Origin of the sequence: Methylacidiphilum sp. Yel (assembly GCF_004421185.1) — a bacterium.
Classification (GTDB): domain Bacteria; phylum Verrucomicrobiota; class Verrucomicrobiia; order Methylacidiphilales; family Methylacidiphilaceae; genus Methylacidiphilum.
This window is the reverse complement of sequence record NZ_LXQB01000010.1, coordinates 99,018-119,963: the sequence shown is the minus strand read 5'-3', so window position 1 is coordinate 119,963 and position 20,946 is coordinate 99,018. Positions and strand designations below refer to the sequence as shown.

Here is a 20,946-nt window from a genome sequence, read left to right as displayed (position 1 = left end):
TTTACCAGGTGCCCCAGGCTTTAGTGCAGCTAGAAATTTTAACTATGATTATATTGTTCCTCAACTTCCTTTTTGGATCCAAGGGACAGTAAGAGTATATTTTTAGACTCTTTTTTCCGTACAAAAACCAGCTAAGGTCGATTTTGAAAGAGGAGTTAAAGAATCGATGAATTGTGCTGCTTTTTTGCCACTTAGAACAGCTCCTTCTATTGTAGCAGGCAGTCCCGTATCTGTCCAATCCCCTGCAATAACAAAATTTTTCCATTCTGTCTGAACAGGTGGCCTATATTTTAAAGAAGTGGGATCAAATTTAGGGGTAGCACCTAGAGATTTAAAAAGAAAGCTACCACAAAGCTTTGATTCTATTGAGCGGGGTATTAGCCGGTTAACTTCTTTCCATATGATTTGTTCAATCTCTTTAGAATTCAAACTGAGGATATTTTTTGGAGGAGCACTAATTACTGCAACATAAGAATAAAAAGGAAAAGACAATAGTTCTTTATCCATTATTAGATTTCTTGAAAAAAGCCATTGTACTGGAGAATCTAAAAACCCTATAACAGGTTGGTCCGTAAAAGATCGATCAACCCAAAAATACAAACTTAGAATTGGAGACTGTTCGATAGATTCACAGTTTTTTTTCAAGGACGATTCCTTTGGCAACAAACTACCCAATATATGCCACGGAAGGGCGCATAAAAAATAGTCAATGGAATCGGATGTAAACTCTTTACCATCGACAGTTTTGATAGACTTCAAATAGTTCTCTTCAAATTCCAGAGAACAAACAGAAGTTCTAAAAAATAATTTTCCTCCACACGCATTTATCAGCCGTTCGAACTCATTAGAAAATAGCTCACTTAATCCTACTCGGCTAAAAATAAGACTGAGATCTTTTCTTTTGCCGAATAGGGTTTTTTTCAATACAGAATAAAAGAGCTCTGCTGAAGCTTTCTCTATTGACAAATTTAATGCAGCCACACAGAGGGGCTCCCAAAGGGAGCGAATTAATGAAACACTCTGCTTCTTTCTTCTTAGCCAATCGAAGACTGATTCATTTTCAGAGGGTTTTTCACGAAGAATAACAGAAAGGAGGAAAAAAAAGGCTTTAAACCAATCGCTCACCGAAAGCTCTGAATAACGGAGGAGGGCTACAAGCAGATGGAAAGGGGCAGGAAGATTTCCAGCCGAGAGCACTGAAGTGCCTTTTTCACTAACAAAACTAAGTTTTAAAGGATCGATCCATAATAGCTTTGAGCTGATGCCGATTTTCTCAACAAATTCTAAAGTATGCTGATAGCAGCCCATCATTATATGTTGACCAGTATCTATTATTTGTTTGGTCTGAGGCTCTAGGAAGCTTCCTGCCCTTCCCCCCAATTTTGATTTTGATTCCAGCAGGATTACCTCATGACCAAGGGAGATCAACTCTAAGGCAGCAGATACCCCAGAAAAACCACCTCCAAGAATCACAACCTTTTTTGGAGGTCCTGAAGGAAGAGTGTCAATACCAAAAGCATGCTTGAACAAAACCTTAAGTATAGAAGCAAGCTTTTGAGCCTTATTTAAGCGAATTGAATGATGAAACACATCAAACTGTTTTGTTTTTATTTTTTCTAAGATGGCTTTATAGACTGAACTCATGATCTCTGCAGCCAGCAGTTTTGGCTTATCCAATGGATGAATCAGTTTGGAAGATTTGGCAAAGTAATGCTTTGCTCGAAAATATTGTAATCTAAAAAAATCGCGGATTTTTGGGCTCCATCTCAAAGAAAGTATGTCTTCTTCAGTGATCCCATGGATTTCCAGCTCATCTAAAGGGAAATAGATTCTACCAAAAGAAGAATCTTTGGGAACATCCCGCAGAATATTTGTCAGTTGAAAAGCTGTCCCCAAAGCCAGCGCATAGTCTTTGCTAAGAGCATGGCGACAACCAAAAATCTCAATGCTCACCAAACCAACAGCTCCCGCAACTCGATAACAATATAAAGAAAGCTCGTCGAAATTTTTATATCTTCTTTTTTCTATATCCATTTCTACCCCAAGAATTATCTCCTGAAGCATTTCCTGGGACAAATTCCATTTGTGAACGACTTGACTAAGTTCTTTGCCCAATGGGGAAGAAGGAACTGAATAATAGATTTTTTCTACCTCTTTTTTCCAAAAAAGGATCCCTTCCTTTTTTTCATGGGTAGAAAGAACTGTTGAATCGGCAATATCATCGATTACCCGACAAAAGGCATAAAAGACAGTCATGGCCCATCTTTGTTCTTTAGGTAAACAAAAAAAGGAAAGAGCCAAATTTGACTTGCTCTTGGAAGTTACCGTTTGTCCGATCAATGGAGAGTTCATTCCTGAATTAATATTCTTACTCTAAGTATTTCACTTAGAACCTTGTGCAAGTCATCCTTAAGGTAAATGGCTTTTGTGAGCTTAGCAGAAAGTGGATTGAATACCATAATTTTTCAATTCTTGCAAGAAACAGGACAAGGGATGGAGAGAAATTGCCATAGTAAAGCTCAAAAGGCTTCTTCTTTTTAACCCTAAAGTCCCACAGCAGATCAAGCATGTTAACGGAAACATCACAGGAAAAACACAATGGAGAAAGATCGCATGCGCTTTTTTAAAGCTAATCTGGAACATTTTTTCCTGCAAATTACATTGAAAAAGATTTTCCCGCTTTTTTTGGTTGAATAACAGGCTTTGCCGGCGGATTTTCTGCTCTAGATGCATGTCTTGATCATTCTTTTAATTTCTATCCTTTTCTTATTTTCTAAAGAAGCTCTACTAGACAAGTAGGATGGTCATTTTGAAAGTGTTAAAAAGTTACTTTTCTATTTTACTTTTGGTTTTACGTTAAATTCCGATTCATTAAAATGAAAGATCTTTCAGTTGTTATAGAATCCATATTCGCTTTCGATAATTAGGAGTATAAATATGAAATCTCAAACAATAAAGCAGTTTATAGATCATCATTTCAGACATTTTAATGCCGCATCCCTTAAAGAAGCAGCGCAAGGGTATGTGCGACATATTGAATCGGGGGGAAAGATGATGATTGCCCTTGGGGGAGCTATGAGCACCGCTGAACTAGGCATTTCTCTTGCAGAAATGATCAGGCAGGATAAGGTGCATGCCATTTCGTGTACAGGGGCTAATTTAGAAGAGGATATTTTCAACCTTGTGGCTCATAACGACTACCAAATGATTCCTCATTATAGAGAACTCAGTGCGGATGAAGAAGTTGCATTATATGAAAAGCATCTCAATCGTGTCACTGATACATGCATTCCAGAAGAAGAAGCTATGCGACGGATTGAACGGGTAATCCTTGAGGAATGGATAGAAGCAGACAAGAAAAAACAACGATTTTTTCCTCACGAATTTGTTTGGAAAATCTTAAAATCAGGAAAGTTAAAGCCTTTTTACCAAATTGATCCAAAAGATAGCTGGGTAGTTGCAGCTATGGAAAAAAACCTTTTTATAGTTGTCCCTGGATGGGAGGATTCTACCCTTGGCAATATGTATGCTGCCCATTGTCTTCAAGGCCATATTAAAGATCCTATGACAATAAAAAGTGGCATAGAGTATATGATGGAGCTTGCCCAATATTATCTTCAGACAACCAAAAACCATTCTTTAGGGCTATTTCAAATTGGAGGTGGCATTTCCGGTGATTTCCCAATCTGCGTCGTTCCTATGCTACATCAGGATATGCAACTTCAGAATATCCCTTTATGGGGATATTTCTGCCAAATCAGCGATGCGACAACAAGCTACGGTTCGTATAGTGGTGCCTCTCCAAATGAAAAAATCTCCTGGGGAAAATTAGGGAAGGATACTCCGAAATTTGTTATCGAATCCGATGCGACCATTGTAGCACCATTGCTATTTTCTTACGTGTTAGAAAGTTAATTGTGATCAATCGCCTCACTAAAAGAATTGGTTCAATGTCAACCACCCAAAATCTAATACAAACAATTGGAATTTGGCCCGATTTAAAATAGATGCAGCCCTTTTCCTAAGGACTGCCTGTAAGGCTACAACAGAGCTGCCTGTACCACTGTCTTATCTAACAGACTATTCTGCAGTAGTCTGCAGAATAGCCCATACGTTCGACTAATGGAGAGCTACTACGATCGAGGAAAGATCGCTGAATGAGCTGATTCAAAGGAAGGGGAAGATCGAAGTAGGCCTTTTTGCTTGGGCCTAAAGATCTTTTTTTCCTTGAAGCCCAAGATGGTCTTCTACGATTTGAGCTCTTCCTACTTCGAAGGAGAGGGTCCGGAGGAGCTCGCTTTAGTTTGGCTATAGCCAGGGACCGGCGGGGACGGAATCGCCAGAGATCCTTTTGGGGGTGGGCAATAGCCAATGGCTCTTCCAATTGTCCACCATGAATTCCCTAGAGGATCTAGAGGATTTGGAAACGATCCAGACGGTAGTGGAGGACTTAAAGAGAAGCGCTTTGAGCTAGCGCCAGGTAATCTTTTCTCGGGGACCGGAGGATAGTCAGTACGGCCAACCTGGGCTTTCTTTGGAGCCAGGGCCATGGGTTTTTGGTGGGACTTTAGGGGGCAAAGGAGCCATGAGGTCCTATAGCACCTCGGCCCGAGCACAAGCTCTTCTCCTGGCAGCCCCTCTCTTTCGGAAAGTAAAGACTGAGGCATGCACGAGGTTCCGGGGGAACTTCTGGGGCATCGGATCTTTGTAGTCGAGAGTGCTCTAGCGGCTGGCCTACGAGCAAGAGATGCGAGAAGGCAGCTATAGCCAAGATTCGGGAAGAGCTCTCAAGAAGCTCGCTAAGCGGGTAGAAAACGCAAGAGCTTCGTCATCCAGAACAGATTGGGCCTACTGCTGAGCGCATTGACTAAAACCCATCACGGGCATCGCTATTTCCGCTGGAGCCTCCGTTCCGGTCAGTTCCAGTTCTGGCGAAAAAGCCTTTGTAAGAGCAAAAGCTTCTCGAAGGCAAGTACCTGATCCTAGAGGCAAAAAAAATCTCTCCGTGGTAGAGGCCCTCTGCGCCTACATGAAGTTTACCCATGTTGAGCTGGCCTTTAGGAAGTTAATAGATGTCCTAGAGATGCTTCCAATCCATCCCCATGATTCGAGATCTCGTCCAGGCCCATGGCTTTGTCACCGCCTTAGCCTTCTCGCTTGACCGGCTATTAGAGAAAAGCTTGAAGGAGGGTAAGCTTCCTTTTCCACCGTAAAAGGCCTTACCCAACTACGCACCGTCTAATGATGCTAGAAAAAGACATCGCCGGCACCAAACACGGCAGAATCACAGCGGGAAACCAACACGCGCGCCGGATTCTTTCCGCCCTTCGAGTTGACCGCTTAGTGCCTTGGAAACCCAAAATTAGCTCCCAAAATCCCCACATAATGACACATTGAAAAAAAGCTCATTGATAATCAGCACCTTACAAAAGTTCCACCAAACATGGGATAGTCTTGGTCACTTTCTGCTTCTAATTTCCATCTCTTAGTTACTAAGATAGGCTGTAATTAGTCCCACTGATCCCTTATTTAGGGAGGCTGGACCATATCGCATAGAGAAGCTTTGATAATTTAGATCTTTTTCTAGTTGTTTCTAGCTCAGGGCTAAAGTATACATCGGCTTGAATCTAGCAGACTTTTCATAGAATTGCTTCTTATAGTCACTCTTCTATCCAGCCAACTAGAAGTAGTCTTGGGTATTTCTGGTATAAGATGGAAAGCTGAGTGAGAAATACCCCTTCTAGCATAACTTCATCTTTCATAAGCCATGCTAGTATCCTCTATAAGAATATCTTGGTGGCATCAATCTACTACTCTATTTCACCCATCAGAATAGGCTGTAAGTGAACGTTCTGCTTATTGCATCTTCTCCTAAGGGCTTAGCGGTTGCTAAAGATGCCAGTACTTTGCAAAAATGGGAATAATAAGAATGGCTAAAACATTCACTACTTTGATCATCGGATTGATGGCTGGACCGGCAGTGTCCTTATAAGGATCACCTACCGTATCTCCAGTTACTGCCGCAGCATGCGCTTCTGAGCCTTTTCCTCCGAAGTTTCCTTCTTCTATCCATTTTTTCGCATTGTCCCAAGCTGCTCCTCCCGAGGTCATTGAAATAGCAACAAACAAACCAGTGACAATAGTTCCTATAAGTGCCCCACCTAATACTACTGGACCAAGCCCAGGAATAATTGCTATTCCCAATACAGCCAATAAAGGCAAGATTGCAGGGAAAATCATTTCTCTTAATGCCGCTTTTGTCACAATATCAACACACCGCCCATATTGAGGTCTATCGACTCCTTTGAGTATACCAGGGATTTCTCTAATCTGACGTCGAACTTCTTGAACGACGCTCCCTGCAGCCCTCCCTACCGCAGACATGCTTCTAGCAGCAAAAAGATAAGGAAGCAGCCCTCCGATAAAAAGGCCTATAATCACTTTGGGATCTTGTAGCTTAAACTGGAGTTCTTGCGCAATTGTTGCAGAGCTGAAATGCTTGAGTTCTTCAACGTAAGAGCCAAAAAGGACTAAGGCAGCTAAGCCTGCTGAACCAATAGCATAGCCTTTGGTTACTGCTTTCATCGTATTTCCAACAGCATCTAATTCATCGGTTATCTGCCTCACCGATTTCGGTAACTGGCTCATTTCTACAATGCCTCCAGCATTATCTGTAATCGGACCGAAAGCATCTAATGATATTACAATACCAGCCATGCTGAGCATGCAGCGAACGGCAATAGCAACCCCATACAACCCCCCAAGCCAATAGGTTAACATGACTGCAGCTCCAATAAAAAGCACGGGCAAAGCTGTCGCTTCCATTCCCGTAGCCAACCCTGCAATGATATTTGTGGCATGTCCTGTTTGTGAGGCATGAGCGATGATCTGTACAGGCTTTCGTGTTGTTGCCGTATAGTAATCGGTTATGAGGAATATGGCAGCAGTCATCAACACACCAACAACTGAACAAGCAAAAATATTCAGCCAATTAGAAGGAAAAAGGAAATAGGAGAGGGGTAAGAAAAGGGCGGAAGAGACCACGCCATTGACCATAACACCGTTAAGGAGCGCTTTTGCTGGAGGAGCCTTCGATACGCTTACATAAAAAATCCCAGAAAGAGCCCCCAAAATGGTAACCATCCCAACTAAGAATGGATAGGCAGTCGCAGCAGGATCTCCGCCTAAGACAACGACGGCAACAAGTACTGCTCCGATAAGACTCACCACATAGGTTTCAAAAACATCCGCGGCCATTCCTGCACAATCTCCGACATTATCGCCGACATTATCAGCAATGGTTGCAGGATTCCGAGGATCATCTTCGTTAAGGTTTTGTTCTATTTTCCCCGTCAAATCCGCTCCAACGTCGGCGGCTTTGGTATAAATCCCTCCTCCCAACCGAGCGAAAACACTGATTAGGCTTGCTCCAAGGGCAAGACCAACGAGGGAAGAAGAAGTTTCTGTGACTCCCTGATAATGTAAGGAGAGAGCATAGAAAAGACCGACAGAAAAAAGAGCTAGTCCAACAACAAGCAATCCGGTCACCGAGCCACCAAGAAAAGACACATGCAAGGCTTTATCTTTGCTCTGAGTAGCGGCTTGAGCTGTTCTAACATTAGCCTGAACAGCTACACGCATCCCTATAAGTCCTGCAAGATATGAACAAAACGAACCCAACAAAAACCCCGAAGCCGTCCACCAATTTTTAAAAAGCCCGATCAGCAGAAAAAGCACGGCCGCAATCCCAAGGATGGTAACAAGCTGTCTGTTAAGATAAGCCTTTGCTCCCTCTTCGATAGCTCCGGCAATCATCCTCATCCTGTCATTTCCACTGTCTAGGGATCGAATTCGAAAAGCAAGAATGATAGCCACTAATATGCCAAGCAAGCTAAAACCGATAGAAAATCCGATGGATGAATTGATTAAAAATGTTTGCATAATTTGGAGGGAAATTGTAGTTAATGCTGATCAGGAATCAAGTTCAACAACATGTTTTACCAACTGTAGCTGAACAAGCCTATCGATGTGTGCTCATTTTAGTTTCTACTATAAAAATTCAGTTCATAATCTTCTTGGGCAGTGAGGGAATCGAACCCCCGACCCTCTCGGTGTAAACGAGATGCTCTACCGCCTGAGCTAACTGCCCCAAAACTTAGGACAAAACGGCTCCGACTAATTTGATAACTGGTTCGGCATAAAATCCAAGCAAAATGGATCCAATGCTTAATATCCAAAGCAACACTTTGGTGGCTGGGCTTAAAACAATCCTTTGAACCGTTTCGGGTTCAGCCCAAAACATAGCTCGCACCACCCCTATGTAATAATATAAGCCAGCGGCGGCGCAGAGCGCACCAACAATCACTAGCAGATGCTGCCCACTTTCCCAAGCCGCAAGAAACACCATTAGTTTGCCAAAAAAACCCATTAATGGGGGCAGCCCTGCTAAGGAAATCATAGCAAAGGCCATAGACCAGGCTAAAAGCCCGTTCTTTTGATAAAGGCCATTGAAATCCTTAATGGAAATTCCACTGGGTTGATTCTTTTCAAGAAGAATAACAACAAGAAATGCAGCAAAAATAGCGACAAGGTAAGCAAAAAAATAATAAATGACAGCTGCGCATCCAATTGTATTATGAGCAGATAGCCCCATAAGCAAAAAACCCCCATGGCTAATACTCGAATAGCCAAGCATCCTTTTTATATTTCTTTGTGGAATAGCTGCCAAATTGCCTAAAATAACGGAGAGGAGGGCCATAAGAACAATTAAGGGAATCCAATGCTTCTGAAAACTTTGGTCATAAAAAGGAAGGTTTAATACTCTTAGCAGAACAACAAATCCAGCAGCTTTGGATCCAACCGCCAAATAAGAAGTGATCGGTGTAGAGGCTCCTTGATAGACATCAGGGGTCCAAACATGAAAGGGCACAGCTGAAGCTTTAAACCCAAGACCAACCAGAACAAATATAAGACCAAGGACTAAAGGAGTACTCACTGGGTTGTTTTGAGCAAAGCGTGCTACTTCATCAAATTGAGTCGAACCAGTGATTCCAAAAACAAAGGCTATACCCATAACAAGAAAAGAAGAAGCCAAAGCTCCTATGACTAAATACTTTACCCCTGCTTCCAAAGCCGAAGGAAATTCTTTTTGAAAAGCTACCAATATATAGAAAGAAACGGTGACAATTTCAAGCCCAACAAACAGAAGAATAAAATCCCTAACCGAGGCTAACAAAGCCATGCCAGCAGTAGTCAATAACGGTAAAGTATAAAATTCCGCTCTCCCTTTCGTAATAAGACTGTTGCTTTCCAAACTTAGGTAGGTAACAAGGAATCCAGTTATCAAAAAAAACACTTTCCACAGAACTGCCATTTTATCCCAGACATACAGTCCATTCCAATAGATGCCCTGATTATCAACAAATGGAAGCAGCAGAACTCCTGAGATCAGATAAGAAGCCAAGACAAGAATGCCCACACTCTTATAATTTGGTTTTGCTATGGCTTGCCACAAAAGCAGAAACAAAGCTGACAGAGTAAGGAAACATTCAGGACTACAAAGAACAAATAACGCATTCATCGTAGATAATTCAGACTAATTAATTCAGACTAATAACTTGTTAATTCCTTTAGAAAAAAGGACTTATTTTCTGTATTTACCAAAAATTTCATTGTGTTCTATCGCAATCAATTTGTAGAGAAATAGTGTTCTACGGTCGGCTTAATAACTGAAAGAAGAGAACTTGGCATCATTCCAATAATGAGAAGAGAAGCCATAAGCAAAAGATAAGGGAACTTCTTGGCTAGTCCCTGAAGGTCTTCCACGTCTTTCAGATGCGCAGGGAGTTTGCCAAAAAAAACTGATTGAACGGCTCGCAGTTGATAGACTGCCGATATGACAATTCCCCAAATTGCCAAAGCAGTAATCCACGGCTGGGCCTGCCATGACCCAAAAAAGATCAGTAGCTCCCCAGTAAAATTCGCCAATCCAGGGACTCCAATGGAAGCAAAAGAAGCTAATACAAAGGCTACAGAAATAAATGGCATTCTTTGGCCTAGTCCGCCAAGTTCACTAAACTTTATTTCCCCTGTTCTATCCTTAATTTCTCCAGCCAAAGCAAAAAGCAAGGCGATCGAAAGACCATGAGCTACCATAAGCACCACTACCCCACTGATTCCAATTTTATTCCAGCTTGCAAGCCCCAAAAAGATATACCCCATATGCATAACACTAGAATAGCCCAACATCGTTGTTAGCTCTTTTTGAACAATCGTCACATACCCTATGTAGAGAATGTTACCCAGCAAAAGAATATACAACCAGCTTTTCCAATGTTCCAATCCTCCAGGAAGCAGTGGAATAGCCACTCTTAACAACCCATAAAGCCCAAATTTTTTTAATACTCCAGCATGGAGCATTGCCGCGGGAGTTGGGGCTACGGCATAACCGGCTGGCGCCCAAGTATAGAAAGGGAATAGTGAAACCAATGTGCCAAAACCAACAAGTAAAAAAGCAAAAGGGACAGCCTCTTTGCTTATAGGCAAGGGATGGGCTTTTGCATAGTCAATGAGCCTAGGGATATCAAAAGTCCTGGCTTCTTGTGGAAGCAATACAAGCAAAGCAAGAATGCCAACAAGGAGAACCAAACTACCCACCATTAAATAAAGAGTAATTTGAAGACTCACAAACTGCCTGTTTTCAGATCCCCAAATTCCAATCAAAAGAAATGTTGGAATAAGGGCAAACTCATGAAAGATATAAAAAAAGAATAGATCTAAAGAAACGAAGGCGCCAATTGCCCCAAGAGAAATAGCAAGAAGATAGCTATAAAATTCCGACTCCCTTTTGATCCCTTCAGGAGCAACAATAATGGCAGCCAGTGTCACAATAGTTGTTAAAAGAATAAGAGGCAGATTCATGCCATCTACCCCTACATGGTAGTGGATTTCAGGAAGCCCTGGGAGCTGGATCCAACGGATATCTTGAACGAATTGAAAGCCTTGAATCTTGGGATCATACTGGAAATAAATCCAAAAACTGACAAACAAATTGAGCAAACTAGCTCCTAATGCAGCTTGACGGGCTGGTACTTTAAAAATTATAGCAATAAATGCCAATAAGGGTACAAAAAGAAGAACACTTACAAATGACATGCTAACCTCTTTCCATCATCTCGTTTACAAAACAAAAATACTTTCCATATCTGTGTGGTTCCTATTATTCCCATTTCAAAAATTCCCATTTCAAAACCACCAACTTTCTTTTTTCTCCCTTGCTCATCCCACAAATTACCTACACAGGCTTAACTGCTGATTAGAAAAAAGACTAATATGGCTGCAGCCCCAGCGCCAAAAATAAAAGCATAACTGCGGATATTGCCGGTTTGAAAAACCCTTAAAAGTTCTCCCCCAACACTTACCAGAAAAGCCGAGCCTCTGACAATCCCAAAGCCAATGATCCATTCATCCAGCCATGCAAAAACTCCCGCTAGAAGTTGCTGGAGTTTCAGTAGGGTCAACTCATAGAGTTCATCGAAATAAAACTTATTTTTAAACAATGGGAAGATGACGATTTCTTTTTGTTTGTTCCAATAAGCAAAAGCCCCTATCCCCACACCAGTCAGCCCCACAAGTACTGACAAAATCATCACATTGAGTTTCGCTGCCTGAGACATAGCTTCATGAGTAGTCCCAAGGGCTTTTTCAATCCCTACCACTGAATATCCCCCAACCAAAGCAAAGAAAGAAAGAACGACCATCGGCAATCCCATAACAAATGGTGACTCATGGGCATGTTCAGCAACTTCCGACTTAGGAGCTCCCATAAAAGTGAGAACAAATAACCTTGTCATATAAAAAGCGGTAAGCCCAGCCGTAAACAAACCTAGCCAAAAGAGCATTTTGTTTTTTTCACCAACCATCTCAAGGATCGTATCCTTGCTATAAAAGCCCGAAAATCCAGGAACGCCTGCAAGCGCACAGGTCCCAATAAAAAAGGTCAGAAAGGTCAGAGGCATTTTTTTCCATAATCCCCCCATCTTCCAAATGTCCTGCTCATGATGCAAAACATGCAAAATGGATCCTGCACCAAGGAATAAAAGGGCCTTAAAAAAAGCATGGGTACAAAGATGGAACATAGCAGCTATAGTCGCAGAGGAACCTACGGCCATGACCATATAACCTAGCTGTGACATGGTTGAATAAGCTAAAATTCTCTTTATGTCATCTTGCTGCGTAGCAGTTAGCGCAGCCACTAGAGCAGTAATCCCTCCTGTCCATGCAATAACTTCGAGCGCCTGTTCCGATTGTTCTAATACAAAGAAAATTCTACAAAGCATATAGACACCTGCAGCAACCATAGTTGCCGCATGGATTAAGGCTGAAACAGGAGTAGGGCCTTCCATAGCATCTGGCAGCCAAACATGAAGAGGAATCTGAGCTGATTTGCCGACGCAACCACAAAAAAGCAAAAGTGCCATTATCGTTACTAAGGGATGTCCCTTGAAATAGGAAGAAAGGGAAGGATCAAACATCAAGCTACCTGTAAAGGTCCAAAACATGATAATGCCTAACAGAAAGCCAAAATCCCCTATTCGGTTAGCTAAAAAAGCCTTAGTAGCCGCATTGGCTGCAGAAGGTTTTTCAAACCAAAAACCAATTAAAAGATAGGAACTGACTCCAACAAGCTCCCAAAATAAATACATCATGATAAAGTTGGTTGCCACAACGATACCAAGCATCGAGAGCATAAAAAGAGAAAGTTCAGCAAAAAATCGACTTCTGCCGGGGTCTTCTCCCATGTAGCCCATCGAATAAATATGAATCATGAGCCCAACTCCTGTTACGACAAGTAGCATGACTTTCGAAAGCGAATCGAAAACCATCCCTAGCTGAACAGTAAGTCCACCAATGTCTATCCAATTTATGGTTACCGGTTCATGAATCGAACCCAGAGCAACTCCTATGGCAATAAGAAAGCTAATTGCACAAGCCCCCACAGAAACTATCTGACTTAAAAAAGGGAAAGGCTTTAAAAATGCCCATATCATAAAAGCTGATAGCAATGGAGCAAGTAATAAGACCCAAGCTAATAACGAGGAAGTATTCATTTTTTCCTATAGGACTTCTAAAACTTCAACAAAGTGATATCTTCGGCTTTTGTAGAATGCTTGACACGAAAGAGTGCAACAATTAAGGCAAGGCCTACAGCAACTTCAGCAGCGGCTACCGTAATCACAAAAAAAACCAGCACTTGTCCTGAAAGATTAGAATTATATCGACTAAAAGCAACAAGGGCAAGATTTGCAGCATTTAGCATGATCTCCAAACACATATAGATAATGATCATATCCCTCCTTAAGATTATCCCTGCAAGGCCAATCGCAAAAAGAATCCCGCTAGCTGTCAAATAATGAGTTAAGCCTATTTGCATCTTCTTTTTTTCCCACTATGGTAATGAGCTAATCGTAATAAAAAAACAAACAAACGACCTTCTTAAATGTTTTCTTCTATCATTAGCTTTCTTTCAATACCTTTTGCAGTCGATTGACTTTCCTCATTCTAATCCAAGTCTTTTTTGCTCAAAATGATCACTCCAATCATTGAAATCAAAAGTAGTACTCCAACAGCTTCAAAGGCCAGAGCATAGTTGCCAAAAAGTAGTTCTCCCAAGGCCTTTATACTGTTGTTTTGAATCACGATGCCCATTTTACCTACTAAAGAAGTTATATTCTTTCCAGCCAGAAAGAACCCAATCCCAAGCAATAAGACAGTCAAAAGCCCTCCAATAATACCCAGCATCCTAAAGTTAGCTTGCTGTTCAGCTTTTAAATCTAAAAGCATAATAATAAACAAAAAGAGCACCATGACAGCTCCCGCATAAACCAACACTTGTACAGCTGCCAAAAAATAAGCACCCAGCAGTACAAAAAGCCCGGCAATAGAGATAATCATTAAGACAAGGTTCATGGCGGATGCCACAGGATTTTTATTGGCAATGACTCCAATCCCACTGCCAATCATTGTGAGAACAAAGGTCCAAAAAAAGAAATTTTCCATGATCAACTTCGATAATAAAAAGGATTGAAAATCCTAAAAACTAAAAAATAAAAATCAACAAGAAAACACTTCGGCTGATTCCAAAAGAAAAGCCCCATAATATTTTTTTTCATTTTTTCTCCCATTTTTTAATGGGCCGAGCGTAAATGCCTCCTAGCTCATACAATGTCTTTTTGTCGTGGATAAGCTCTTTTCTGCTATAACCAGATAAAGAATAGATTTTAGGAAGCAGAAAAATAGCTTCTTCTGGACAGACCTCTTCACACAGTCCGCAATAAATACATCTAGTCATGTCTATAAAAAATTCTTTAGGTGCTTTTTCTACCTTTGCATATTTATCTTCTAGGGGGATTTCTCCTGGAATGATTCGAATGGCTCTTGGAGGACAAATAAATTCACAAAGCTGACAGCTGACGCATTTTTCCCGCCCTTCTTCATCCTTTACTAACAGCGGAGCTCCCCTTAATCCCTCTGGAAGCTGCGGTTTTTCTTCAGGATATTCAAGAGTGATTTTTGTCTTTCCCCTGACTCTATCCCAAAAATGTTTTAAAGTAATTCCCAAACCTTGAAGAATGCCAGGTAAATAGGTTTTTTCAAAAAAATTAAGCGTCGGTCTTTTAACAATCATAAAGAATAAATAAAAAAAAAGATCTTTTTCTAATCCCTCAGTATATATATTGCATTATTTTTTCTAAAAAATATAATTTTTATCGATTTATCATAATTAATTAAAATATTCAATAATTAATTTTCTTATAAAGCTTATTCTCCTATAAATGAGCGCACAGTTCTTTCCCGGTTCCCTTCATGACCGCAGAGGTAATTTTTCAACCACATCAAAAAACCTGCTTTCTCACAGTGCCTCTTTCGGTAGTTTCTCATCTCAGCCAGCCTAGAGGAAAAGCTTTCACGAAGGCGTTCTAGATTTAGAACTGCTATTTCACATTTCTTGTCTCTTGACAAGAGCAAATTTGCGTGGGAGTCCCCGCCTTTCAAGGCGGCAGAGGGATAGCGCCGCCGCGCAGCGGCGATGCTTTACAACTGAAACATAATAATCGTGAACATGAATGAATTGCCAGCCACCCAATCGCTGTGGTGCAAACTGAAGCTCCTGCTCACTAAAGAGCAGGAGGAGAAGGTGCAGCGCACGGCGTTGGCTTACCATAACGCCCTGAATCTCGCATCCACTGTCGCTTTTGTGGGCGGGAAGATATCGCAAGGCATGAAATTGCAAAGGCTGGTGTCCAAGGATTTGCGCAAGAGGTTCTGGCTACCAGCTAAAATAGCATACATGGTGCCCAGGCAAGTGGCTGCGGCTTACAAAACCCTCTGGGAACGCGCCAAAGCGGGCGCGACCCATAAAGCGAAAGGCTGGACCAGCCCGGCGCTATAAGGGTCTCGACAAGGCACCCAGATTCACTGCCATGACCATGACTTTGAACCATCGCCAGGACTGGTCCTTGGGCAAGGAACAAACGGTCAGCATGGGGACTTTGGGCGGAGGCATCCGGTGCCGATACGAAGGATGGAACCGGCATCTGAAGTGGATGGTGCGGCCAAGGGAGCATGGCATCACACTGGGTGGGGCCCTGCTCTGGCAGGACCCTGCATCCAGGGCATGGTAGCTGCTGGTGTCCGTCGAAAAGGCTTTGGACCGGAACCCGCAAGCCTCCATCACCATGGTCAAGGGGGTGGACATGAACCGCCGGAACATCGCGGTGGAATCCAATACCCAAGGCAAATGTCGTTTTTATCCTGGTGGACACCGAAGGCACCTGGCCAAGCGCGTGCCGCCAGTAGACGAAGTGCGCTGCAAGAGAAGGGTACTCGTGGAGCCACACGCGATGGTAGGTATGGAGGAGCTGAAGGCTATCCGTTATCGAACCGAGTGCAGACAGTCGGAGAAGGTTTCCGTCAAACGCTGCAAGGCCAACCGTAAGGGGAGCACTTGGGGTTTTGCGGAGGGGCGGAGTGCCGGTCTGGGGGGCTGCGGATTACACCAGCCAGAGACGGCCGGTTTGCAGGCATGTTGGGCGGGAGAACCGGTCCAATAAGGGACTGCTGTTTGTATGCGCCCATTGTGGGTATAGGCTCCATGCCGATTTAGTGGCTGCCAGAAACATCAGCATGCGAACGCTCCTCATCTGGCATGACTGGTGAGGACAGGGTGATTGTCAGCCGCCCCTTAAGCATCAGGTGATGAAGCCAAAGCCGCGCGTCTTTCGAGATACACGCAAGCTGCGGTGGAGCCTTGATGCAAGCTTCGTCCTTTAGGATGGAGTAGTTAACATCATCTTTTCCCTTCCACTATTTTTTTCCTTATAAAAGCATATTGAAAATTCCTAAATGAAATTTTCTTCATTCTTTATCTAATTTTGATAAATTCTTTTTATGCAATATAGACATATTCCAGGAACAGAGATCGAGGCATCTGTAATCGGTTTTGGATTATGGACTTTGACTACCGGGTGGTGGGGAACCTACACCGAAGCAGAAGCTATCCGGCTTCTTAAAGAAGCATACGATTTAGGAATTAACTTTTTTGATACGGCCGATGTATATGGTCATGGATATGGAGAAGAAATTCTAGCTAAAGCCTTCCCCAACTCCAAGGATGTAGTTATTGCTACGAAGATAGGCTACAATTTCTATAACAATGTCGATCGTTCGGCTCAACAGGAACTACCTCAAGATTTTTCCGTTCCTTTCTTAAAAGAAGCTCTTCACCGATCACTCAAACGACTCAAGCGTGATTACATTGACAATCTTCAACTACATAATATCCGTTTAGCTCATGTCAAAGATGATGCTATCTGGCAGTTCCTGGAAGATCAGCTTAAGGAAGGCACAATACGCTCTTATGGTGTGGCTCTTGGACCAGCCATTGGTTGGCTCTATGAAGGACTGGAATCCATTCGCTTAAGGAAGCCACATATCGTCCAACACATTTACAATATCCTTGAATCTTACCCAGGGAAAGAGCTTATGGGCAAAGCTGCATGGGATCAAACTCGTTATCTTATCCGTGTTCCCCATGCCAGTGGCATGCTCGAAGGCCACTATACCCCTCAAACAAAATTTTCTCAGACCGATCATAGACGTTTTCGACCAAAACACTGGCTTGAAAATGGTTTAAAAAAAATAGCTACTCTACAGTTTCTCGTCCTACCGAATCGTTCTTTGGGACAAGCTGCCTTGCAATGGATCCTTAATGAAAAAAAGGTGCTGAGCTGTTTGCCTAATATTTACAATAGCACGCAACTCAAAGAATTTGCTCAGGCTCCTGACTGTCCTCCATTAACCAAAGAAGAACTTGATAAGATTGATTTGTTAATTGCCTCGAACTTTGGAGTGGAAGAAGAAGCTGAAGCTTACAAGGGAACGATGACATTAGAACAGCTTTATGCTGCCAGCCAATAAAATCGTAGAGAATGCAAGGATCCGATTATATTAAGTAGCATGAGACCCTTCCATGGAACCCTAAAGTGGCATCAAGCCAGAGACTATTAACCCTTGCGAGATTTCAAGTATTTCTGTGGGGAAGGATCTCGAATTGTAATTCAGCGCTTCAGGCAAGTTGTAAACTCATTCTTTGCGTTTGCCCTTTCTTTATGAGCAAAATAAAGGTTTCTTGAGTAAGGAATCCAACTAAAAAGATAAGCAAAAATAAACACCGAGTCCCACCTATAAAATGCATAAATTAAGAGCAATAAAGAGCCTAAAAGGCTGCAATACCAAAAGGCAAGGGGAACAACTACAGCTTTTTTCTTTTCTGTAGCGATCCATTGAATCACAAAACGGGAAAAAAAAAGGATATTCCCTATCCAACCGATTACTTTCATTGGACTCCAATGAATCCCCAAAAAATCGGACATACTAGCTAGGATACAATAATGATCAGTAAACATAACTTTTCTCCCAATGCCACTGATTGTCTTCTATTCAACAGCGCTTCTTTTTCTTTCCTTTTTATTCTTTTCGTACCGAACCAAGAATCGGTAGGTTCGAAAGAAAAGAACGATTAACCTCCTTAACCGCTTCTTCTCCAATTAACTGACGAATGATTTCAAAGGCAAACTCTATGGCACTGCCTGCCGCTTGCCCCGTGATCAAATTACCGTCAACTACAACAGACCTGTTCTCTTCTAGTCTGGAAAGAGGTATTTCTGCTTTAATTGACGGATGGCAGGTAAATTTGTTTGAAGGGAAAAGACCGAAGTTGATAAGACAACCTGGAGCCGCACAAATTGCTGCAACCCATCCTCCTTTTAAAATCTGCCTTTCGAGGAGTTCCTTTATTCGGATATCTTTTTTTAAATTTTCGGCTCCTTCCGCTCCTCCAGGCAAAATAATGCAATCAAAATGTTCTTCTAAAACATCTTCCAGATCATAATCAGGTACTATTCTGATTTTTCTAGAACCCGTAATGACTCCAGGCAAGATACCCGCTACGACCACTTCAATTTTAGCTCTTCTCAACAAATCAATGGGCACAACCGCCTCTATTTCTTCAAAGCCTGGAGCAAGAATCACCAAAGCTCTTTTCATCATACCCCATTAATTCTAAATAAAATGCTTTTTTGCATTTCACAAAATTTTTCCTCATCCATTACCGCTTCCTTTTCTATATTTTCAGAAGGGATAGTCATTTTAATCCAGGATCGACACCCCCCCATCGCTTTCTCATCCCACGCAATCGTAAAAGGGCTACGAGTTTTATACACTCTTACGATGAGCAAGGAAAGCCCCCGCTTTTTGCCATATTCAAATCGTTTTTTCAGAATTTCTTCTTCCCAAACATGAAAGGCAGAGAGGCAACGTACTTTTTCCCAATCGGTTATAAACAAAGAGTGATAGACGGTTGCGATATATTTAAGAACGACTCGATCCTGCCCCCCTACTTCTCCAGCGAGAAAAGTCCTGTATTGTGGCTTAATCTGGAGCAGATCTTCATGATAGGAGGTAGGCAGCAGCCAAAAGGTAGGAGCTTTCAGTTGAAACTCTTTTTCTTGGATACCTCCTTTTCTAAAGAGGAGGCATTGTTTACCTTGCCCCAAAGCTTCAACGACAATTCTCCAATCTTTAAAGGCATAGCTTGGGGAAGATTCTTCTGCAATAGTAAAAGGTGGCTTTTTTAAGAAGGATTCATTCACACTTACTTCTAGGCTCCTTGTGGATTAGTTCCCAATGACGGTAAAAGTAATTCGTTCCAGAAATAATCGTAATGGCCACTGTCAACAACATCATTGGATAGAGCGTATTTTCTAAAATATAATCGAAAATTCCAGTTTTTATTTTCGTCTCTTTTAAGCTAAGTGAAACAAAACAAGCAATGATAAAAACCATCTGGGATATTGTCTTTTGTTTCCCTCCCATATCCGCCCCCATGACTTTTCCATGAATTGCAACTAAGGTGCGCAGCCCTGTGATTAAAAATTCTCTTGCAATCATCGTGATTACAGCCCATAAAGGGGCGTAATTAAACTGCAGTAGAGATAGAAGAGCTGCACTGATCAATATCTTATCAGCCAAAGGATCCAATAATTTGCCTAGTTCACTAACCAAGTTGTAGTTTCTAGCAATCCATCCATCCAAAAGATCCGTAAGGCTTGCCAGAAGAAATATGATTAGAGCTGTGGTGGCCTGAAAGGGCCAATCGATGCTAAGATCAGCCACGAAAAGCCCACACATTCCTATGCGGGCTAAAGAGAGCTGATTTGGTAAATTAAGCCTAAGGGTTTGCTGCGACACATTTGTTTTCGATTGTTCCTTTGTAGAGAATCGCTGAGACTTTATTCCAAAAGGTCTGCTTATTTGAGAATAGAAAATCACTGTTGAGTGGAAGAAGAATGTTTTTTTGCCGGTGTACCAAATTTCACTTCCTTGGCTTCAAGTTTATCCCCGCTTTTCTTCGCATGCACTACAACTCGCATTCCTTTTTTTAAACTATCCAAAGAAGAAGGATTTCCTTTAAAAACATATTGAGTCGAAGAATTTATTTCTACCGTCTTCGTTTCCCCTTTTTTGGTTTCGATGACAAGTGAGTTCTCTGAAATACTCGTAACGGTGCCCAGAATATGTTCCAAGTTTCCATGGGCATAGACAGTAGGCATCATAAAAATCATGACGAAAAATGAAAAAATGGGAATCCATTGAAATTGTTTCATCTTTTCTTCTCCGTTTTCTATGTTATTGTTCTTGCTGCTCTTTAGAAGCATTCCCCAAAGAATTATCTTCTTCAAGAAATTTTTCTTCTTCTTTTTCTTCCTGAATTTCATGAGGACTAATAGGATTCATTTTCTTCATCTTCTCTTCTTCTTCTTTTGTTAAATATGGCAAATGTCGAATAAAATGAACAAGCTTCCAACTATCTTCATCCGGTTCTTTTGCCTCTCCCCAAGCAGGCATTCCAGTCCATCTAATTCCATTATGAATGATGTAGTAAATTTCACCATCGGACTTTTTCTGTGCCTCTTTCGACCTCAGATCGGTAGGCTTAGGATAAAGATTTTCACCTACTGGGGTCTTTCCACTCCCGTCATTTCCATGACATAAGGCACAATGATCAGCGAAGTGATCTCTAGCTTCATCCAAGACGGCTTGAGAATACGGGATGGGATTTTTCATCTCTTTGACAGATTGAGGGATAGAAAGGCTAAGAGCGGTTGTAGCAATGATCTTTTCTAGGGCAGGGGGAGTACTTCTTGCTGTGAATCCTTTGCGGATTAAAGCATAAGCCAAAAAGAGAGATGCCAAAAAGAGGAGATTCAACAATAAGCAAAAGAGAGAAAAAAATCTTTTCACTATTTCCAAGAGATATTTATTAATTATTGGCTAATGCAACTTCTCTTTACTCATCAAAACAAATTCCAGTAAAGAGATTTTTTT

Annotated in this window: 19 protein-coding genes and 1 tRNA gene; 5 read left to right on the top strand and 15 right to left on the bottom strand. The window is 41.8% G+C overall.

Annotated features, from left to right (window positions below; translation table 11 throughout):
• Positions 1-102: 102 nt before the first annotated feature.
• Complete coding sequence (hpnE, locus tag A7Q09_RS01675; RefSeq protein ID WP_134389589.1) at positions 103-2,352, bottom strand: hydroxysqualene dehydroxylase HpnE; 2,250 nt, start codon at positions 2,350-2,352, stop codon at positions 103-105.
• A gap of 585 nt (positions 2,353-2,937) precedes the next feature.
• On the opposite strand from hpnE, the gene A7Q09_RS01670 reads away from it, so the two are divergent.
• A complete protein-coding gene (locus A7Q09_RS01670) occupies positions 2,938-3,915 on the top strand; it encodes a deoxyhypusine synthase family protein (protein ID WP_134389588.1) in 978 nt (325 codons plus the stop codon).
• Positions 3,916-5,889: 1,974 nt separating this feature from the next.
• Here the strand turns inward: A7Q09_RS01670 and A7Q09_RS01665 are convergent.
• The 8 genes from A7Q09_RS01665 to A7Q09_RS01630 form a co-directional block, all read right to left on the bottom strand.
• Positions 5,890-7,941: a sodium-translocating pyrophosphatase gene (locus tag A7Q09_RS01665; protein ID WP_134389587.1), complete on the bottom strand. Its 2,052-nt coding sequence runs from the start codon at positions 7,939-7,941 to the stop codon at positions 5,890-5,892.
• Between the two features lie 135 nt (positions 7,942-8,076).
• Positions 8,077-8,149 (bottom strand) — tRNA-Val (locus A7Q09_RS01660).
• 6 nt (positions 8,150-8,155) lie between these two features.
• Positions 8,156-9,580 (bottom strand): NADH-quinone oxidoreductase subunit N, encoded by a 1,425-nt coding sequence (locus A7Q09_RS01655; RefSeq protein ID WP_134389586.1) that lies wholly within the window; start codon positions 9,578-9,580, stop codon positions 8,156-8,158.
• Positions 9,581-9,687: 107 nt separating this feature from the next.
• Positions 9,688-11,154, bottom strand: a complete 1,467-nt coding sequence (locus A7Q09_RS01650; protein WP_134389585.1) for a NuoM family protein — start codon at positions 11,152-11,154, stop codon at positions 9,688-9,690.
• A gap of 149 nt (positions 11,155-11,303) precedes the next feature.
• On the bottom strand, positions 11,304-13,109 hold the full coding sequence (gene nuoL / locus A7Q09_RS01645; RefSeq protein WP_134389584.1) for an NADH-quinone oxidoreductase subunit L: 1,806 nt from the start codon (positions 13,107-13,109) through the stop codon (positions 11,304-11,306).
• A gap of 17 nt (positions 13,110-13,126) precedes the next feature.
• Positions 13,127-13,432: an NADH-quinone oxidoreductase subunit NuoK gene (gene nuoK, locus A7Q09_RS01640; protein ID WP_039721404.1), complete on the bottom strand. Its 306-nt coding sequence runs from the start codon at positions 13,430-13,432 to the stop codon at positions 13,127-13,129.
• Between the two features lie 128 nt (positions 13,433-13,560).
• On the bottom strand, positions 13,561-14,058 hold the full coding sequence (locus A7Q09_RS01635; protein ID WP_134389583.1) for an NADH-quinone oxidoreductase subunit J: 498 nt from the start codon (positions 14,056-14,058) through the stop codon (positions 13,561-13,563).
• 109 nt (positions 14,059-14,167) lie between these two features.
• Positions 14,168-14,686 (bottom strand): NADH-quinone oxidoreductase subunit I, encoded by a 519-nt coding sequence (locus A7Q09_RS01630; RefSeq protein ID WP_134389582.1) that lies wholly within the window; start codon positions 14,684-14,686, stop codon positions 14,168-14,170.
• Positions 14,687-15,121: 435 nt separating this feature from the next.
• On the opposite strand from A7Q09_RS01630, the gene A7Q09_RS01625 reads away from it, so the two are divergent.
• The 4 genes from A7Q09_RS01625 (at position 15,122) to A7Q09_RS01610 (ending at position 17,478) form a co-directional block, all read left to right on the top strand.
• Positions 15,122-15,451, top strand: coding sequence for a hypothetical protein (locus A7Q09_RS01625; protein ID WP_134389581.1), 330 nt, complete (start codon positions 15,122-15,124; stop codon positions 15,449-15,451).
• A 132-nt stretch (positions 15,452-15,583) separates the two neighbouring features.
• Positions 15,584-15,997, top strand: a complete 414-nt coding sequence (locus A7Q09_RS01620) for a hypothetical protein (protein ID WP_134389580.1) — start codon at positions 15,584-15,586, stop codon at positions 15,995-15,997.
• A gap of 32 nt (positions 15,998-16,029) precedes the next feature.
• The gene (locus tag A7Q09_RS11395) at positions 16,030-16,218 is read left to right on the top strand and encodes a zinc ribbon domain-containing protein (RefSeq protein WP_394346604.1); all 189 of its coding nucleotides are present in this window, start codon (positions 16,030-16,032) and stop codon (positions 16,216-16,218) included.
• A gap of 231 nt (positions 16,219-16,449) precedes the next feature.
• Positions 16,450-17,478, top strand: coding sequence for an aldo/keto reductase (locus A7Q09_RS01610; protein WP_134389579.1), 1,029 nt, complete (start codon positions 16,450-16,452; stop codon positions 17,476-17,478).
• A gap of 140 nt (positions 17,479-17,618) precedes the next feature.
• On the opposite strand, the gene A7Q09_RS01605 is transcribed toward A7Q09_RS01610, so the two are convergent.
• The 6 genes from A7Q09_RS01605 to A7Q09_RS01580 form a co-directional block, all read right to left on the bottom strand.
• The gene (locus A7Q09_RS01605) at positions 17,619-17,966 is read right to left on the bottom strand and encodes a lipid-A-disaccharide synthase N-terminal domain-containing protein (protein WP_244228452.1); all 348 of its coding nucleotides are present in this window, start codon (positions 17,964-17,966) and stop codon (positions 17,619-17,621) included.
• Between the two features lie 61 nt (positions 17,967-18,027).
• Complete coding sequence (locus tag A7Q09_RS01600) at positions 18,028-18,609, bottom strand: DJ-1 family glyoxalase III (RefSeq protein WP_134389578.1); 582 nt, start codon at positions 18,607-18,609, stop codon at positions 18,028-18,030.
• On the bottom strand, positions 18,606-19,211 hold the full coding sequence (locus A7Q09_RS01595; RefSeq protein WP_134389577.1) for a DUF1802 family protein: 606 nt from the start codon (positions 19,209-19,211) through the stop codon (positions 18,606-18,608). Before A7Q09_RS01595 ends, A7Q09_RS01600 begins: the two co-directional genes overlap by 4 nt.
• Positions 19,204-19,809, bottom strand: coding sequence for a CDP-diacylglycerol--glycerol-3-phosphate 3-phosphatidyltransferase (pgsA, locus tag A7Q09_RS01590; RefSeq protein WP_279636280.1), 606 nt, complete (start codon positions 19,807-19,809; stop codon positions 19,204-19,206). Before pgsA ends, A7Q09_RS01595 begins: the two co-directional genes overlap by 8 nt.
• Positions 19,810-19,886: 77 nt before the next feature.
• Complete coding sequence (locus A7Q09_RS01585) at positions 19,887-20,225, bottom strand: DUF5666 domain-containing protein (protein ID WP_134389575.1); 339 nt, start codon at positions 20,223-20,225, stop codon at positions 19,887-19,889.
• A 22-nt stretch (positions 20,226-20,247) separates the two neighbouring features.
• Complete coding sequence (locus A7Q09_RS01580; protein ID WP_134389574.1) at positions 20,248-20,862, bottom strand: c-type cytochrome; 615 nt, start codon at positions 20,860-20,862, stop codon at positions 20,248-20,250.
• Positions 20,863-20,946 lie beyond the last annotated feature (84 nt).

Excerpts from the sequence above, each read along its gene's own strand:
- hpnE (WP_134389589.1), bottom strand. The coding sequence starts at position 2,352 with ATGAACTCTCCATTGATCGGACAAACGGTAACTTCCAAGAGCAAGTCA.
- A7Q09_RS01670 (WP_134389588.1), top strand. The coding sequence starts at position 2,938 with ATGAAATCTCAAACAATAAAGCAGTTTATAGATCATCATTTCAGACAT.
- A7Q09_RS01665 (WP_134389587.1), bottom strand. The coding sequence starts at position 7,941 with ATGCAAACATTTTTAATCAATTCATCCATCGGATTTTCTATCGGTTTT.
- A7Q09_RS01655 (WP_134389586.1), bottom strand. The coding sequence starts at position 9,580 with ATGAATGCGTTATTTGTTCTTTGTAGTCCTGAATGTTTCCTTACTCTG.
- A7Q09_RS01650 (WP_134389585.1), bottom strand. The coding sequence starts at position 11,154 with ATGTCATTTGTAAGTGTTCTTCTTTTTGTACCCTTATTGGCATTTATT.
- nuoL (WP_134389584.1), bottom strand. The coding sequence starts at position 13,109 with ATGAATACTTCCTCGTTATTAGCTTGGGTCTTATTACTTGCTCCATTG.
- nuoK (WP_039721404.1), bottom strand. The coding sequence starts at position 13,432 with ATGCAAATAGGCTTAACTCATTATTTGACAGCTAGCGGGATTCTTTTT.
- A7Q09_RS01635 (WP_134389583.1), bottom strand. The coding sequence starts at position 14,058 with ATGGAAAATTTCTTTTTTTGGACCTTTGTTCTCACAATGATTGGCAGT.
- A7Q09_RS01630 (WP_134389582.1), bottom strand. The coding sequence starts at position 14,686 with ATGATTGTTAAAAGACCGACGCTTAATTTTTTTGAAAAAACCTATTTA.
- A7Q09_RS01625 (WP_134389581.1), top strand. The coding sequence starts at position 15,122 with ATGAATGAATTGCCAGCCACCCAATCGCTGTGGTGCAAACTGAAGCTC.
- A7Q09_RS01620 (WP_134389580.1), top strand. The coding sequence starts at position 15,584 with ATGGAACCGGCATCTGAAGTGGATGGTGCGGCCAAGGGAGCATGGCAT.
- A7Q09_RS01610 (WP_134389579.1), top strand. The coding sequence starts at position 16,450 with ATGCAATATAGACATATTCCAGGAACAGAGATCGAGGCATCTGTAATC.
- A7Q09_RS01605 (WP_244228452.1), bottom strand. The coding sequence starts at position 17,966 with ATGTTTACTGATCATTATTGTATCCTAGCTAGTATGTCCGATTTTTTG.
- A7Q09_RS01600 (WP_134389578.1), bottom strand. The coding sequence starts at position 18,609 with ATGATGAAAAGAGCTTTGGTGATTCTTGCTCCAGGCTTTGAAGAAATA.
- A7Q09_RS01585 (WP_134389575.1), bottom strand. The coding sequence starts at position 20,225 with ATGAAACAATTTCAATGGATTCCCATTTTTTCATTTTTCGTCATGATT.